This is a genomic window from Alteromonas sp. AMM-1, from assembly GCF_047290655.1.
Taxonomy (GTDB): Bacteria; Pseudomonadota; Gammaproteobacteria; order Enterobacterales; family Alteromonadaceae; genus Alteromonas; species Alteromonas mangrovi.
Genome location: NZ_JBLBUE010000072.1, coordinates 1 through 16,768, shown reverse-complemented (window position 1 = coordinate 16,768; position 16,768 = coordinate 1). Strand labels below are relative to the sequence as shown.

The window sequence follows — 16,768 nt, the reverse complement described above, 5'->3', positions numbered from 1 at the left end:
GGCTTTACATGGTTTATTCGTGTGGGGAGCCTGTATGGATATTCGCAATAAAGTGTATTCAGGTGCCCTGCTGCTACTCGGCATAATGGCAAAAGTAAGCTGGGAACAATGGCAAGGTAGCAGTAAGGATGTAGCAGAATTAATTGGTGCGTCGGTCGCTATCGACGCCCATCTTTACGGTGCGGCAAGTGGTTTTGCACTGTTTTTACTGATGTGGGTGATGTCGGTGTTGTATTCGGTTATCAAACCCCGGCAGGCAGCTTAGTTGCCCATAAAAAAAGCCGGGCAGTATGACCTGACCGGCTTCATCGTGTTTTCAGATAAACTGTTTTATTACAGGTTTTCTTCAAATAATTTGAAAATACGGCGGTATTCGTCCAACCAGGAACTTGGCTGAATAAAGCCATGAGGTTCCACTGGGTAAATGGCCGTTTCGAAATCCGTTTTTTCCAGCTCAATCATACGCTGTACCAGGCGAACAACGTCTACAAAGAACACGTTGTTGTCTACCATTGGTGCATTGATCAGCAGTGTTTTCTCTAACCCTTCAGCAAAGTAAATGGGAGAGCTTTTGCGGTAAGCAATAGGATCAACATCCGGCGTATTCAGAATGTTCGATGTATAGGCCGTATTGTAGTGAGCCCAGTCTGACACCGGACGCAGTGCCGCACCAGCCTGAAACAGATCCGGCGCAGTAAACATCGACATAAACGTTAAGAAACCGCCATAAGAACCGCCATAGGTACCAATACGGTTGCGATCAACGTTCGCGTTGTTCACCAGCCAATTTACCCCATCACGTAAATCTTCCACTTCCGGCGTTCCCATTTGACGGTAAATAGCTGTGCGCCAGTCGCGCCCATAACCAGCAGACGCACGGTAATCCATATCCAGTACCACGTACCCCTTTTGCACTAACATGCTGTGGAACATGAATTCACGGAAATACCCCGACCACCCCAAATGCGCATTCTGCAGGTAGCCAGCACCATGGTTAAATACCACTGCGCGCTTAGCATCACCTTGCTGATACCCTTCTGGCAAATAAACGCGGGCATAAATAGGTTTGCTGGTATGGCTGGAAGGAATGGCTACCACCTGCGGTGCCGTCCATGGCAAGGCTTTAAATGCTTCACTCACCGTGTGGGTTAGTTGAACAGGTTCAGAGCCATTCCCCAGGCGCTGTATAAATAATTCGGGTGGCTGGGTTACTTTTGAATGGGTCAGCAACAACGCGTCTTCACCTGGGCTCAGCACATATTCGGTTACGCCGTTCAGATCAGTAAGCGCTTCGTGTTCACCCGTAGCCACATTTACCCGGTAGATCTCATAAATTCCAGGGTGCTTTTTGTTGGCCTGAAAGTACATGTACTGATCGTTGCTGCTCAGTGTTACTTCATCCACAATGTACTCACCAGATGTGAGGGCACGCGGCTTTTCGCCAGGCTTTTGCACATACAAGTGGCTATAACCGGTATGCTCCGACTGATAAAACAGGGTGTGGGAGTTGTGTAACCAACCAAACTGATTAAATCGATAATTTACCCAGGCATCATCGTGCAAACGATGTTCGGTATTAAACTGCTTACTGGCGAAATCCACCGTTACAATCCAGCGGTCTTTGTTGTCCCAGGCTTCCAGCATTAGCGCTACCGCTGTGCCGTCCTGATGCCAGCGTATTGACGGCTCACGCCAATACCAGCTATCCAACAGACCAATGGCGCGCGGCAGGCGGTTTACTGTGTAAGTTTCACCCCGCGCGGCAGCGTTTTCCGCTTTAACTGAGGCAAGCACGTCGTCGTTGTACCCTGGCAAATTCATATACGACAACTTATGCTGAGTATGCGCCTGAATATCGAGCAACCAAACGGTTTCCTCAACGGGCTGAGCATCTGCTACACGCTGACGCACATCAATAGCCGCTATACGTCCATCTTCCTGAATGTAGTGCGGCATAATGTCGGTTTTATCCCGATAGCTGCCTTGCTTGGTGGTGACGACAATGGCGTGTTTGCCATCGGGAGATAAGGTTGCAGCCACTAACCGATCGCCCGACGGAAAATAGAATGGCGCTGGTGCAACAGCCGGGCTTGCAGCACGCATTGCTGCATCGTGAGCAAAGGCGTCATCCCGGTTTTTGCGCTGAACCTGAATATATTGAATCAGCGTTTGCTGTTCAGCCGCGATAAAGTCTTTTGGCGGTTTATTGGCAACAGGGGCATCTTCAAATTTCCAACTCATCAGCATCGCCTGCTGACCGGTTGTTAAATCAAAAGCAACCACGCTATCACCGGTTGTCGCCATCAGGCGGTTATCGGTCATAAACGTTAAATTGCGCAGCGACTGGCGACCCCGGGTTAACTGTACTACCGCGCCGTCAGCCAGTTTTACAAAAACACTAACTGCAAAACGCCAGGCCGTATACTTACCATCGTTGCTGGCGGTTTTTTCATCGTAACGGTATGCGTGCTGAGCCGACAACTCAATTTTCGAACCGTTGCCGGTTTTATCCGCTTCAATCAGGTAATAATCATTAACCTCACTGCCCTCGCGCTTGCGGGCATACACAATATCGCCATCCAACGACCAGGCAGGAGCGGTAGGCTCCCGGCCCAGCCAATCGGGATCTGACATAATTTGTTTAAGCGTGATCTCGCCAGTGGCACCAGGGTTAACGGCCTCAGTGCGAACAACTGCGGCCGGCGCTGGTGAAGCAAGGGTTGAATCGGTTGCCGCCGGGGCTTGCGATTCAGTGGTATTCGCGCATGCGAACAAAAGCAGGCTGATACTGCCGGCAATAATATTTCTGGTCAGGTGATTTGGCATATTCTTGTTTACTTATTTGCTACAACCCGGTCATTATAGCCACGATAAACCATCGCTTGTGAATATTTATCTTTAAACTTAAACGCTTTGCCGTATGAACGGTGTACTCAGTAATCCGCCGTTGCGCACTGTCACCGGCATTATTTGGATACAGAGTGATCCAAGGCAGTGGTTTTTACTGTATTTCTCAACACATCACACTAACAGGACGACACGATGAAAAAACTTATGGGCGCCTTTATTCTTAGCGCAATGGCCTTTACCAGCCAGGCAAACACTTGCCCGGATGTGCTGAAATTTATGAAACGCAAGCTGAACTCTCAGGAAACGGTAAACCTGTGCAACGAGTTTCAGGGCAAAACACTCCTGATCGTGAATACTGCCAGTTACTGTGGCTACACACCTCAATTTGAAGGTTTGGAAGCCATGTACGCCGAATTAAAAGAGCAGGATTTTGTGGTATTGGGCTTCCCTTCTCACGACTTCAATCAGGAAGCCAAAGACGAAGGTAAAACGGCTGAATTATGTGAACTGACATACGGTGTTAAATTTCCTATGTTTGAGCCAACTCATGTGAAAGGCGACGAAGCCGATCCGTTATTCCGCATGCTTGCCAAAGCCACCGGTGAGGCACCCAGCTGGAATTTCAACAAATACCTGGTAGACAAAAACGGTAACATTGTTAAGCACTATAAGAGCTCGGTTAAACCTTCCGATAAAGCCCTTCGCGACGATGTCGCCAAAGCGCTAGCCATGTAATACCAGCCTGCCTGTTGCACATCCTCGCGTTCAACAGGCAAAAAAAAGCCCCGTACACAACGGGGCTAAAGCACACTCAACTTGGAACACACTTTAGCATCAATAGAACAGCCATTTATTCTGCGCCATTTTTGCTAACTGCATATAGTTGGTCTAATTAGTTAGACAAAAGTTCAATAATTTTTTCATTTGCTGAAGAAAATGCTTTTTGAGCAGCCTCTTCACCCATATTCAGACCTTCGGCATACACAAAATTCACACTGCGGATTCCCATGAGGCCAAATACGTGGCGAATATAAGGGGTTTGTGAGTCGTATTCAGTACCGGCATAAATACCACCGCGCGCCGCCAATACTGTTACAGGCTTATCGGCAATCAGGCCAACCGGGCCGGTTTCGGTGTATTTAAATGATTTACCTGCACGCGCCAGACGATCAATCCAGGCTTTAAACGTAGACGGCACACCCAGGTTATACATAGGCAAGCCAATTACTACTTCATCGGCTTCAATTAAACGCGAAAGCAGTGCGTCTGAAATGCCGGCTAATTCAGCTTGTTCACTGGTGCGCGCTTCCGGAGCGGTCATCCACGCAGCCATTTCTTTCTGCGTTAAATGAGGTAACTGAACCTCATTCAGATTCAGTACGTCCAGCTTTACCTGCTGGTCATCAAGTTTTGCAATATAGTTGGCGACTAATTTAGAAGAATTGCCCGCTTCACCGTTTAAACTGCTGTTTACTACTAAAATTGTTTTCATGTCTGCACTCCTGTCAGTTGATGTAGTTATTTAATCAACAACAGTAACGGACATCCATGGCTAAAAATCACACCTATCATTCTATTTAACCGAATGAATTTTACACGGCAGATATATCAACGCACAAAAAAGCCCCGAGGTACCAGGTACACGAGGCCTTTTTAATGCTATGAATTGCTGACTCTGGCTTACGTTAGAGCGTGAAGCTATTTAACGCCTGCTCAAAATCGGCCACTAAATCGTCGGTATCTTCAATACCAACAGACAAGCGGATCATGGTTTCCGTAATCCCCATTTTAGCGCGCTCACGCTGGCCATTTTCGAAGAAAATAGTAGGCGCAACCGGCAACGCCAGTGTACGTGTGTCACCAAGATGCGTAGCAGAGATAACCAATGCCAGCTTGTCTAAGAAAGCACAAGGCTCAATGCCTGGCACCAAATCAAAACTGAGAATCGAACCGTAATTAGCCAGTTGTTCACGGGCAATAAAATGTTGTGGATGATTTGCCAGCCCGGGGTAATACACGGTTTGCACTTTAGGGTGAGCTTCCAGATACGTAGCCAGTTTTAACGCGTTATCGTTACTGCGCGCGGTGCGAAGCGATAATGTTTCCATGCCAACCGAAATAAGGTGAGCAGACTGAGGCGCAAGCGTGGCACCTATATCGCGCAACCCTTTTTTCTTGATTTGGGTAATCCCCCACATGGCTTTATCAGCTACCTGATATTTAGGGCTGATATTCGGGAATTGGGTCCAGTCGTATAATCCTGTATCAACTACCGCGCCACCCAATACATGTCCATGACCTGCAATATATTTGGTAAGTGAACACAGAATGAGTGACACTTTCATGGCTTTAGCATCAAAACTTGGCGGAGGAGTCATGGTGTTATCCACCATAAAGAGCAGCTTATTCTCTTCACACCATTGCCCAATTGCCCGGGCATCCGATACTTGTGTAACCGGATTAGCTATCGTTTCAGCAAATACTGCTCGGGTATTAGGCTGCTTTGCGTTAATCACATCCTGAATGGAGGTCACATCCACGAAGGTAAGCTGGATACCGAGATCCTGCATAGTATCCATGAAGCTGCGGGTATTGCCGAACAAATACTGGCTAACAATGATGTGATCGCCTGCTTTGAATAACGACAAAAACGTGCTGGTAATAGCCGCCATACCAGTAGCAAAACACACACTAGTGAGTCCGCCTTCTAAATCGGCGATCATATTCTGTAGTGCCACCACCGAACCAGACGATGAACGCGAATAAACGTGCCCTACTTTTTTGCCCTGAAATACATCAACCAAATCTTGTGCTCGTTTAAATTCGAAAAGCACTGAATTAGTGGTACTGCTATGCACTGCGCCATCTGTTGGCTGATTCAAAAGTCGATCAGCATGGATCTGACGGGTGGTTACTCCCAGTTTTGTCACGCGTTGGGCTCCGTTACTGTTTGCTGTGGATACTTGGCATCAATGGTGCGGTAAAAAGCATAAATCTCGTTCATTGATGATGCTAAGTCGTCGGATACGGTAAGAACCGGACCAAACACCAGCGCTTTACGCCGGTAGTCCAATCCTACACACTGAATGGGGATTCTAGCGGTTTGTGCTATGTAAAGAAAGCCGCTTTTCCATGGAAACACCGCTTTTCTGGTTCCCTCAGGTGCCAGTGCGAGTACCAGTTTATCGGCATTATTTATTTGCTTTGCAATACTTTGCACCACGCCATGCGCCTGGCTGCGCTCAACCGGGATACCGCCAATCTTGCGCATGAAGTAGCCCAACGGCGGCGTAAAAATAGTGTGTTTACCGAAGAAAGATAATCGAATACGGATTGCAAACATCACTGCAACGCCAAGTATAAAATCCCAGTTTGACGTATGCGGTGCAACGGCAATTACCATTTTGGGTTCGTTTGCCATTTGGCCATCGATAACCCACCCGCGCTTATCCAGCCACCACCGGCATAGGCGACTAAACCAACCAGGCGCTCTGTGAGGCACCAATTCAGGCAATGAATAACACGCAAAAGACTGCTTATCGTGCATGAAAAACCTTTATAGTTATGATTATGTCAACCCAATCGTAGCATAATTGGCTGCATTCAGCGCCAGTCGCTATAGATCAATACATCAATTGGTTACACTAACGCCTCATCGAATGGTTCAGACTTCTTTTACTGAGTAATAGCATGTGTATTATTTTTGCTGCGGTTCAACAGCACCCTGAATATCCATTAATCATTGCTGCTAATCGCGACGAATTTTATGCAAGGCCAACAGCGCCATCGGCTTTCTGGACTGAGCCCCCAGGATTGCTCGCTGGCAAGGATTTAATGGCTGGCGGGACATGGATGGGCATTACGCGTAACGGACACATTGCCGCACTAACCAACATCAGAAACCCCGCCACTCAATCCGATGATAAACTTAGTCGCGGTCATCTTGTGGTTAATTATTTAGCCAGTCCGCCACTAACGGCAATGTATCTTCGTACACTTGAAGCCACAGCCAATCAGTACAATGGCTTTAATATGCTGTTTGGGCATTACCGGAACCTGCTTGCATTTAACAGTGAATCATCAGCGCATGAATGGCTATCTCCTGGCGTACATAGCTTGTCGAATGCATCGCTTAATACCCCCTGGCCTAAGGTGCGCAATGGCACGCAAGCCTTGCAGGAATATATTAGCAGCACCGACTCGCTGAACATTGATCACCTGTTTGCGTTGATGCGCAATAATCAACAGGCCCCCAAGGATGAATTACCCAGCACGGGCGTGTCGCCGGAATGGGAAATTGCGCTGTCGCCTATCTTCATTCATACACCAAAATATGGCACCCGCAGCTCTACTATACTCCTTGTTAACCAGCATCAGCAGGCATGTTGGTATGAATGTTCCTACACAAGCGATGGTACAGTGGGGCAAATGCAACATTTTAGTTGGAAAATCGGCTAATTTTAGGATGATTTTCTATTCGTATTTGATAGTGATAGTGGCATAATGCGCAACCTGTGCAATGACTCCCGTTTTGCACAACAATAATGCAACGTGACGAACATTCTGAACGCTGCGGACTTTTGGTTATCGACTGGCCCGTTTTCAGCCGTCGTTAACATTGACTAATGAAATCGTGAGGACATACCGTGTTTGAAGTGTTACCCCTGCTACCCCCTGATCCTATACTTGGTTTATCTGCTGCCTTTAAGCAAGACAACAACCCTGCAAAGATTGATTTAGGCGTAGGTGTTTATAAAGACGAACAGGGCAATACCCCTATTCTGTCGGCGGTAGTAAAAGCACAGAAAGTGTTGCTTGAGCGTGAGACTTCAAAAACCTATATCACTCCGCAGGGTGTGCAAGGGTTTATCGACGGTATGCTGCAACTGATTCTGGGAGCACAAAGCCCGGTTCTTTTAGCCGACCGCGTTGCCGCAGTTCAGGCGCCTGGTGGCTGTGGTTCACTGCGTATTCTGGCCGAATTACTTACCCGCGTTAATGCTGATACAACTGTATGGGTAAGCGATCCTACCTGGGCAAACCACATTCCACTGATTGGCAATGCCGGTTTAACTATTGAAACCTACCCCTACTTCGACAAAGCAACTGCGTCTGTGCGCTTCGACGCTATGATGGATTGTTTGCGTAAGGTGAAAAAAGGCGATGTGGTACTGCTACACGGTTGCTGCCACAACCCAACGGGTGCAGACCTGACCAAAGCTCAATGGCAAGAAGTACTCAACGTTGCCAAAGAGCGTGAGTTCCTGCCTTTCGTAGATATTGCTTATCAGGGTTTCGGTGACAGCCTGGAAGACGACGTTTATGGCGTACGTTTGCTGTGTGAGAACCTGCCCGAGGTGATTATTGCCGCATCTTGCAGCAAAAACTTTGGTTTGTACCGTGAGCGTGTTGGTTTAGCGGCCATTGTTTGCGCCGACAGCAACACCCGTAAAATTGCTCAGGGTCAAATTCAGAGCGTTGCGCGTGGTATTTACTCAATGCCGCCCAGCTACGGCGGTGCGTTAGTTGATATTATTTTGTCTAACGAAGCGCTGAAACAGGAATGGGTAAACGAGGTAGACGAAATGCGCGATCGCATGCGTACACTGCGTGGCCTGTTGGTAAGCAAATTAGCCGAGTACGGTGCACAGAAAGATTTCAGCTTCGTAAACGACCAAAAAGGCATGTTCTCGTTCCTGTGCATCACTCCGGAACAAGTTCAAAAGATGCGTAGCGAGCACAGCGTTTACTTTGTGGACTCAAGCCGCGTAAACGTTGCCGGTATCAGCCTGGCAAACGTAGATACACTGGCCAAAGCCATGGTAAAAGTAATCAACGCGTAATATTGCAATAAACAAGCGCACTGCTGGTCAGTGCGCTTGATAGCTGTTCTGCCACACAGTTAGCGCAGCGCGCACAAATCACTACACACGACATACTTTACGTTATACGGATTTTAGCGGTAAGCAAACAACATACAGGTACAAGGATGCACAACACAAAGTCCTTTCTACTTCTGGTTTTAATTTCTATTTTTACTTTAAGCGCTTGAAGCTTGCTTCAAGGCGAGCAACACTAGGCTGGACCAACCCTGCCACTCAATGGTTCCATTATAGTCTCAATACACTTCGAACCGAATTAAACAGAGCTCTGCGGGAAACAACTGTTTTCTCTGATTAAACCTTGTCTGTAAGGCAACTGTATAAAAACTGCTTGAAAATCGGCGCTATCAAATCCAATGAATCGTTTAACCGGTGATCACCGGGAACCAAATGCAAACTGGCACTTTGTTCCCGCGCAAATTTCAGTACGTTTTCCACCGGTATAATTTCGTCCTGCCAGCCATGTACACAAGACACGGCGCATTTAACCGGATATGCCTGCTTTTCATACCGAGGCATGTACACTGCCGGGGCCAGCAAAAATATCCCCTTAACGTTGTATTGCAGGGCCGCTACCAACGACACATAACCACCCATACTGGAACCCACTAACACCACTTCGGAATCGTCAGACGGCAACTGCTCCAGCAGTAAAGCAACCCGCTCTTCCGGGTTCATCGTAGCTGAATAGTCAATACTTTCTATCTGACATCCCATGCTTTCAGCGATATCAGCTAAAAATCGAATTTTAGTGCCCCACGGGCCACTTTCTTTGCCGTGCGAAAAATAAACTTTCACGAATGCTCCTCCAACTGGAACACCGATTATCCCTATTCGTCACTAAATAACAATAATATTTGTCTTACGCTAAACACTAATTGCCGAAAATATGAAATTAAAAACAAATGTTAACAAATAGTTACGCAGCAATATTGATGGATGTCGAGTAAGCGCGCTGTACCATGGCCTGCAGTTTTTTACAGGCATTTACGTATTTAACATCGCGCTGATAAAACACCTGCTCGATTATTTTACCATTGGCATCAATTAAGAAACTTGCCAAACGGGCTTTGCGGTGTGGCAGGTAAAAGTGATGCAGGGTTACATTTTTTGTGGCAGGCATAGTCGTAATAAGCTGATAAAAGCAAAATGGTAACTTGAAATGTGCCGCACGTAGATCGTTACCACTCCAGGCCATAACTTGCTGAAATGTGTCCTGAGACTCATTCGTTTTTATGCCAAAACGCTGAATCAGATCATCAATGGTTTTTAGTCCGGTATTCATAATCCGCCCTCCTACTTGTTGTTATATACAGTACTGTATATAACAACAGCAATCAAGCCTAATGTGCAACAAATGACCAATAAGATTCAAAATAAACCGAATTATTATAAATGGCATAAAAAAACCGTGCACACCATTCAGTGAACACGGTTGTTTTTAACTAAGCAGAATTATTTGAACGCTATTTCATCAGCAGTAGCCTGAGTAACGGATATCGCTTTAGGCTTTCTGAATAACTGACGTATATCGTCCAGTATCACGTACAATGCTGGCACTAGCAGTAGTGTAATTACAGTGGCAAACAAAATACCAAACGCCAGTGAAATAGCCATTGGGATTACCACCTGCGCTTGCAGGCTGCGCTCAAACATAATGGGTACCAGTCCCATAAAGGTTGTCAGTGAGGTCAAAATGATCGCCCTGAAACGCTGCGTCCCAGCGTTAATAGCGGCATCCATGAGACGATGCCCTTCCGCACGCGCCCGGTTAACAAAGTCCACCATAATCAGACTATCGTTTACCACTACGCCCGACAGCGCAATAATGCCGCAAATCGACAACACGCTTACAGCATGGCCAAGTGCTAAGTGGCCCACGATGGCACCAAAAATACCAAATGGAATGACCGACATAATAATGATTGGCTGACTGTATGAACGCAGCGGTACGGCAAGTAGCGCATAAATAGCGAACAACGCGAACAATAAGCCTTTAGCCAATGACCCCATGGCTTCCATTTGTTCACGGGAATTACCCTGTAACTTAAAATCTACCCGAGGGTAACGTTTCATTAATTCAGGGATCACCTGGCCTATCATTTCCATGGTGACTTTGTTTGGCTCGACCAAATCGGCGTTTACGGCTGCCGATACTGTTACCGAACGTCTACCGTCTACCCGAATGATAGAATCATAACCTTTCCCCATTTTAATATCGGCAACCTGATCAAAAGGTACATCCTGACCACCAGGCGCTCTTACTCGCATGTTTTCCAAATGCCCAACTGAATTTCGGGCATCCTGAGGGTAACGCACCATTACCTTAATTTCTTCATCGTCGCGTTGTATGCGCTGTACTTCCGCACCATAGAAACCATAGCGCACCTGCTGCCCCAATTGCTGGAGCGTAATACCCAGTGCTTCTGCCTGAGGCTTGAGCTGTAACTGAATCTCATCTGAGCCACCTGAAAAGGTATCATTAATGTCAGATACACCGTTGTACTGTGCAAGCGCCGCTTTTACATCCTGGCTTATCTTTTCGAGATCTTCGATATGCGCTGAGCTGAATTCAAAACTCAGATCAGAACCACCACCCGGGCCGCCCGGTGACGCAAAACTCAGAGTTTTCACACCGGCCATTTCAGGCATCTGCTCCCGCCAGCGCGTTTGGATATCCGTATCGGTCAAGTCTCTTGCTTCGCCCTTGGTTAGCTCCACAAACACCTGTCCACCCAATGATCCGCTATCGAATGCAACGGCATGTTTTACTACACCCTGCCCGGTTTCTTTCTCAATTTGTGAGTCCATTCTGTACATAGCTTCCAGCATGGTATCCATTACATAATCGCGCTGAGAAAGCGAAGAGCCGGGTTCAAGTTCTACCCTCGCCTGAACAAAGTCGCTGGGAATGGTGGGGAAAAATACAAAGCGTACCCAATCTCCTTTGAACAAACCAAACGTTAAAATAAGCATACTCACAAACGTCGCCAGAGTGATGTAACGAAATTTCACAGCTTTTCGCAGGAATGGAGCATACACATTACTGATAAAGGTTTTTATACCTTCACTGAAAAAATCCCTGAAACGCTGGAATTTATTAGCTTTGGCTGGATCATAGGGCTTCATTTTCATGTGCGCCAGGTGAGCCGGCAAAATCAATTTAGATTCAAGTAACGAGAATGCCAGACACACAATCACCACCAACCCAATGGTTTTCCAGATCACACCAAATGGGCCCGACACCATAAGCATCGGAGAAAACGCAGCGATAGTCGTTAGAACCCCAAAGGTTGCAGGCATCGCCACTTTCTTAACACCCGTTATTACGTTGTCGGTACTATGGCCTTTAGCGTCAATTTCGGAGTAGGCGGATTCCCCCATAATAATCGCATCATCCACCACTATCCCCAGTACTAAAATGAATGCAAATAAACTGAGCATGTTAATAGACACACCCATCATGTCCATAGGCAATACCATAAGCGTACCCAGGAAACATACGGGCAGCCCCACCATTACCCAGAATGCCAGCTTAATCTTCAGGAACAGTGACAACACAATAAATACCAGCACACCACCCCAGAACATATTTTCCAACATCATATTTAAGCGATCAGCCAGGTAAAAAGACGAATCACCCCATGAATCAGCCTGAATATTAGCCGGGAAGTCTTTTTTGTGAGTGTCTAGGTATTGATTAACTTCTTTAGAGATTTCAAGGGCGTTTTGATCACCTACTGCACGCACGCGAATATTTACCGCTGGTTTATTGTCGAACATAGCGTATTGCGGATCTTCCACAAAGCCATCGTCGATAGTGGCAATATCCCCCAGTGTAAGTCTGCTGCCATCTTCTCTTGTCATCAGAACTACCTGGGCAAATTCGTACCCCGTATAAGCCTGACCTTTGGTTCTTAGCAAGATATTGCCGCTGTCTGACTTAATGGCACCGCCGGGCAAGTCTACCGATGACTGACGAACGGCATTAACGACTTCTGAGAACGTCAGATTGTATTTTTGCAGCGTGTATTCCGACAGCTCAATGGAGATTTCATAATCGCGATCACCAACTACCTGAACGTTAGAAATGCCAGGTAGATTTGCAACGTCATCACGTAGATTTTTAGCAAACTCTTTAAGCTCCCGTTCGCTGGCATCACCGTAAACTGCAACCCACATAACGTCCTGGAGAAATTTGGTACGGTAAACGGTAGGTTTTTCGGTATTACCCGGAAAGCTGGGTATGGCATCAACCTGGGCTTTTACTTCATCGAGCACCAGTTGCACATCGTAGTCTTCTTCCACTTCAATCGATACTGAACCCATGCCTTCCACGGCAGTGGCAGTAATTTTTTTAATGCCATCGAGATCCTTTATGGCATCTTCTATTTTCAGCAGAACACCTTCTTCCACTTCCTGTGGCGCTGCGCCCAGGTAAGGTACTCGTACCGAAATCAAATTCACTTCGAAATTGGGAAACACCTGCTTTTGAATTGAAATGGCACCAAAAATGCCGCCAATCAACAAGATCCACATTAACAGGTTAGCCGCAACGTTGTTGCGTGCAAACCAGGCTATCAGGCCTGTATGCGTATTGTAGGATTGCATGGCTTACTCTCCTGTGCTCAACGCGTTTTGCGGTTCTTCAACATCGTCTTGTGCAGGATCTTCACCCGCGACCCGCACCGGCATTCCCTCGTAAGGCGTAGGCACAGCACTGCGTACTACCTTATCACCACTTTGCAGACCCTCAGACACATAAACACTTTCAGGACTGGAGCGCGCAATTTTGACATTGCGAATCGACAGTGTGTTATCTTCGCTTACCACCAGAACAGAACCATCAAGACGCAATAAACTGCGCGGGATTACAATTAACGTTTGCGCCTGAGTGCCACTCACCGTTGCCTGTACAAACTGACCAAAACGCAGTGGAACCGGATGCAAATCCGTGTTGTCTCGGCCGTAGGGATCATTCACTTCAACTACTGCATAAATTAAGCGGTTTGTGGTATCCAGAACACCTTCACTTCTCACTAACCGACCATGCCACTGATGAAATTTACCGCCTACCACAGCCGACAACGCAACCGGATTTTGCTCTTTCACACCTGCAGACAAATCAATGAAAGCCAAATCAGCATCAGTGAGGGGTAATCGCACTTCAGCAACACTGGTTCCATACAGTTCACCTACCTGAGCACCGGTAGACACAAACTGCCCTAAATCCACGTTCCGTTTAATTACAATGCCATCGTAAGGCGCAACAATTTGCGTACGGGCGAAGTTACGCTGTGCTCTGGCCAATTTTGCTTTCGCTGCTTTAACGTTCGCCTGCTCTTTGGCAAGCTGTGGCTTGCGTAGACCCAGTTCAGGTGGCACTACACTGCGCACCGAACGCCATTCTTCTGCCGCCACTTTGCCACGCGCCATCTCTTCTTCCAATGCGGCTTCAGCCTGCGCCAATTCCGCCTCGGCTAAACGCAAGTCGGTTTCGTAATCATCTTGTTCAAGGGTTAACAGCACATCGCCCTTGCGAAACATGCCGCCCACAACAAAATTATCCGACAGTTTTATTACACGGCCACTCACCTGCGCAGCCACCTGAGTTTTATGCTTGGGAAGCACGTTCCCCTGAGAACTCACTGTAAACTCAACGTGTTCGCTGAATACCGGCTGTGCGTCGACCAGAAAGGCCTTTTCTTCGACAACCTTTTTTTCAGGTGGCTTTTTACCAAGCACCATTAAGGCGGTTAAAACAATTGCAACCAGCAGTATTATTAGTGGAATACCCGCTTTTGCTATAGAAGAAACTTTCATGTGAGTGTCACCCGATTGGCCCAAAAGCACGATGCTTTTGTGTGTAATTATTGTATTTGTTCACGGTTTTGCACGTGTAGATACAAGCAAAATCTACGAACGGCAGTCCTTATACTGAAGTGTAAAATGGCTGGATTACAAACGCTTTAATAACTTTGTTAGAAATTGTAACGGTATCTGAGCGGTAACGCCGATCTAACCATTTCATTTTTTTGCATTCCCAAATTCACCGACAAACTTAATCGTTTAAGTTGATTTGACGAAATACTTACACAAATTGTCTGTTAATTGTGCCAAACCCCTTGAATTGCTAGTTTTTTGAGCGTAACTTGTAAGTTAATTACACATTGTAATGCGTAGGAGAAAACAATGAGCCTGAAGAAGCAATATTTAAAGTCAAAGCCCATATGCAAAGTGACCTTTAAGCTCACTGCAGAGGAAGCCAAAAATGCATCTACAGCAAAATTGGTTGGCGATTTCAATGAGTGGGATTTGGGTGCAACACCCATGAAGAAGTTAAAAAACGGTGATTTTACCCAGACTGTCGATTTACCAGCGGATTGTGAATACCAGTTCCGCTATTTACTGGATGAAGACGTGTGGGAGAACGACTGGGAAGCTGATGCCTACGTTGCATCGCCGGTAAGTCTGGAAGAAAATTCTCTGGTTCGCGTTTAACGTTCACAAAAAAGGGCTTCTGATCAGAAGCCCTTTTTACATTGTACTTTCAAGCAGATCTTTACAGACCTGCTTCTATCTCGGGTAGTGCCTCAAATAAATCAGCAACCAGTCCGTAATCTGCCACCTGAAAGATTGCCGCTTCCGGATCTTTATTAATCGCAACAATCACTTTTGAGTCTTTCATACCTGCAAGGTGTTGAATAGCTCCCGAAATCCCCACTGCAATATACAGTTGTGGCGCTACAATTTTCCCGGTTTGCCCTACCTGCATGTCATTGGGAACAAATCCAGCATCAACTGCCGCACGAGATGCTCCAACCGCCGCTCCAAGTTTGTCAGCAATGCGCTCCAGCATGGCAAAATGCTCGCCATCCTGCATACCCCGGCCACCTGAAATAATAATATTCGCGGCAGTCAGTTCCGGACGATCAGATTTAGTTACCTCTTCACGCACGAACGCGCTCATCTTATTTTCAAACACCGCATCCACAATGCTAACAGGTGCACTGTTTCCGGTGTCTGCCGCATCAAACGCAGAGGCACGTACCGTAATGACTTTTACCGGATCACTGCTTTGCACTGTTGCTATGGCGTTACCCGCATAAATAGGTCGCACAAACGTATCTGCACTTTCAACCGCGATCACATCAGATAATTGCACCACATCAAGCAGTGCTGCTACGCGTGGCATAAAGTTCTTACCTGTGGTGGTAGCCGCCGCAATAATATGGGAATAGTCACCAGCAAGACTGTGTACCAACTCAGCAGTATTTTCCGCTAACTGGTGTTCATAAACAGCATTGTCGGCAACCAATACTGCTGCCACACCGGCTATTTCACTGGCTTGCGCGGCAACGCCTGCACAGTTAGCCCCAGCTACCAGGACATGCACGGTATCACCCATTTTAGTAGCGGCATTCACCAGTTTATGAGTTTCTGATTTTAACTGATGGTTGTTGTGTTCTGCATAAACTAAAACGGCCATTAGATCACCTTTGCTTCGTCGCGTAATTTAGATAACAACTCTTCTACTGAGTTTACTTTGATGCCTGCTTCACGCGTGGGTGGAGGCGTAACTTTAAGGGTGGTTACTCTCGGCGTTAAATCAACACCCAGCTCGTCTGCAGTTTTGACGTCTAAAGGCTTGCGCTTGGCTTTCATGATATCTGGTAACTTCGCGTAACGCGGCTCGTTCAGTCGCAAGTCTGTTGATACCACAGCAGGTAATGTCAATTTCAAGGTTTGTAATCCGCCATCCACTTCGCGGGTAACTAAAGCGTGCTCACCTTCTACAACCACTTCAGAAGCAAATGTACCTTGGGGCATACCGGTTAAGGCAGCTAACATCTGACCGGTTTGATTATTATCTGAATCGATGGCCTGTTTACCAATAATCACTAAACCAGGCTGTTCCAGCTCAACCAGCTTAGCCAGCAACTTTGCTACCTGCAGTGATTCCGGGAAACTCTCGCACTCTACGTGAATCCCGCGATCAGCCCCCAAAGCCATGGCATTGCGAATTTGTTCCTGGC

Annotated in this window: 14 protein-coding genes and 1 pseudogene; 5 read left to right on the top strand and 10 right to left on the bottom strand. The window is 46.9% G+C overall.

Annotated elements, in window-relative coordinates; all coding sequences use genetic code 11:
* Positions 1 to 265: pseudogene (locus ACLR2L_RS12260) on the top strand (rhombosortase); the annotation flags it as partial.
* A gap of 68 nt (positions 266 to 333) precedes the next feature.
* Here the strand turns inward: ACLR2L_RS12260 and ACLR2L_RS12255 are convergent.
* A complete protein-coding gene (locus ACLR2L_RS12255) occupies positions 334 to 2,826 on the bottom strand; it encodes a prolyl oligopeptidase family serine peptidase (protein ID WP_413368494.1) in 2,493 nt (830 codons plus the stop codon).
* 216 nt (positions 2,827 to 3,042) lie between these two features.
* On the opposite strand from ACLR2L_RS12255, the gene ACLR2L_RS12250 reads away from it, so the two are divergent.
* Positions 3,043 to 3,585 carry a glutathione peroxidase gene (locus ACLR2L_RS12250; protein ID WP_140957163.1) on the top strand — a complete coding sequence of 181 codons (543 nt, stop codon included), beginning with the start codon at positions 3,043 to 3,045 and terminating at the stop codon, positions 3,583 to 3,585.
* Positions 3,586 to 3,742: 157 nt separating this feature from the next.
* Here ACLR2L_RS12250 and ACLR2L_RS12245 read toward each other — a convergent pair whose 3' ends face one another.
* The 3 genes from ACLR2L_RS12245 to ACLR2L_RS12235 form a co-directional block, all read right to left on the bottom strand.
* Positions 3,743 to 4,342: an FMN-dependent NADH-azoreductase gene (locus ACLR2L_RS12245; RefSeq protein ID WP_140957161.1), complete on the bottom strand. Its 600-nt coding sequence runs from the start codon at positions 4,340 to 4,342 to the stop codon at positions 3,743 to 3,745.
* A 193-nt stretch (positions 4,343 to 4,535) separates the two neighbouring features.
* Positions 4,536 to 5,780, bottom strand: a complete 1,245-nt coding sequence (locus tag ACLR2L_RS12240) for a cystathionine gamma-synthase family protein (RefSeq protein WP_413368493.1) — start codon at positions 5,778 to 5,780, stop codon at positions 4,536 to 4,538.
* The gene (locus ACLR2L_RS12235) at positions 5,777 to 6,397 is read right to left on the bottom strand and encodes a lysophospholipid acyltransferase family protein (protein WP_140957158.1); all 621 of its coding nucleotides are present in this window, start codon (positions 6,395 to 6,397) and stop codon (positions 5,777 to 5,779) included. Before ACLR2L_RS12235 ends, ACLR2L_RS12240 begins: the two co-directional genes overlap by 4 nt.
* A 143-nt stretch (positions 6,398 to 6,540) precedes the next feature.
* On the opposite strand from ACLR2L_RS12235, the gene ACLR2L_RS12230 reads away from it, so the two are divergent.
* Both ACLR2L_RS12230 and ACLR2L_RS12225 read left to right on the top strand, forming a co-directional pair.
* Positions 6,541 to 7,308 carry an NRDE family protein gene (locus tag ACLR2L_RS12230; RefSeq protein ID WP_413368492.1) on the top strand — a complete coding sequence of 256 codons (768 nt, stop codon included), beginning with the start codon at positions 6,541 to 6,543 and terminating at the stop codon, positions 7,306 to 7,308.
* A 188-nt stretch (positions 7,309 to 7,496) separates the two neighbouring features.
* Positions 7,497 to 8,693 carry an aromatic amino acid transaminase gene (locus tag ACLR2L_RS12225; RefSeq protein ID WP_413368491.1) on the top strand — a complete coding sequence of 399 codons (1,197 nt, stop codon included), beginning with the start codon at positions 7,497 to 7,499 and terminating at the stop codon, positions 8,691 to 8,693.
* Positions 8,694 to 9,026: 333 nt separating this feature from the next.
* Here ACLR2L_RS12225 and ACLR2L_RS12220 read toward each other — a convergent pair whose 3' ends face one another.
* The 4 genes from ACLR2L_RS12220 to ACLR2L_RS12205 all read right to left on the bottom strand — a co-directional run bounded on the left by ACLR2L_RS12220 (position 9,027) and on the right by ACLR2L_RS12205 (position 14,555).
* Positions 9,027 to 9,530 carry a YqiA/YcfP family alpha/beta fold hydrolase gene (locus ACLR2L_RS12220; protein ID WP_140957154.1) on the bottom strand — a complete coding sequence of 168 codons (504 nt, stop codon included), beginning with the start codon at positions 9,528 to 9,530 and terminating at the stop codon, positions 9,027 to 9,029.
* A gap of 121 nt (positions 9,531 to 9,651) precedes the next feature.
* The gene (locus tag ACLR2L_RS12215; protein ID WP_413368490.1) at positions 9,652 to 10,017 is read right to left on the bottom strand and encodes a hypothetical protein; all 366 of its coding nucleotides are present in this window, start codon (positions 10,015 to 10,017) and stop codon (positions 9,652 to 9,654) included.
* Positions 10,018 to 10,187: 170 nt separating this feature from the next.
* Positions 10,188 to 13,343, bottom strand: coding sequence for an efflux RND transporter permease subunit (locus tag ACLR2L_RS12210; RefSeq protein WP_413368489.1), 3,156 nt, complete (start codon positions 13,341 to 13,343; stop codon positions 10,188 to 10,190).
* Positions 13,344 to 13,346: 3 nt separating this feature from the next.
* Positions 13,347 to 14,555: an efflux RND transporter periplasmic adaptor subunit gene (locus ACLR2L_RS12205; RefSeq protein ID WP_413368488.1), complete on the bottom strand. Its 1,209-nt coding sequence runs from the start codon at positions 14,553 to 14,555 to the stop codon at positions 13,347 to 13,349.
* Positions 14,556 to 14,924: 369 nt separating this feature from the next.
* Here ACLR2L_RS12205 and ACLR2L_RS12200 point away from each other — a divergent pair, with 369 nt between their 5' ends.
* Positions 14,925 to 15,233 carry an isoamylase early set domain-containing protein gene (locus ACLR2L_RS12200; RefSeq protein ID WP_413368487.1) on the top strand — a complete coding sequence of 103 codons (309 nt, stop codon included), beginning with the start codon at positions 14,925 to 14,927 and terminating at the stop codon, positions 15,231 to 15,233.
* 61 nt (positions 15,234 to 15,294) lie between these two features.
* Here the strand turns inward: ACLR2L_RS12200 and ACLR2L_RS12195 are convergent, their stop codons facing one another.
* Both ACLR2L_RS12195 and ACLR2L_RS12190 read right to left on the bottom strand, forming a co-directional pair.
* The gene (locus ACLR2L_RS12195) at positions 15,295 to 16,221 is read right to left on the bottom strand and encodes an electron transfer flavoprotein subunit alpha/FixB family protein (protein WP_413368486.1); all 927 of its coding nucleotides are present in this window, start codon (positions 16,219 to 16,221) and stop codon (positions 15,295 to 15,297) included.
* The coding region (locus ACLR2L_RS12190; RefSeq protein ID WP_413368485.1) for an electron transfer flavoprotein subunit beta/FixA family protein at positions 16,221 to 16,768 on the bottom strand (548 nt) is incomplete at its 5' end. The genes ACLR2L_RS12190 and ACLR2L_RS12195, both read right to left, overlap by 1 nt.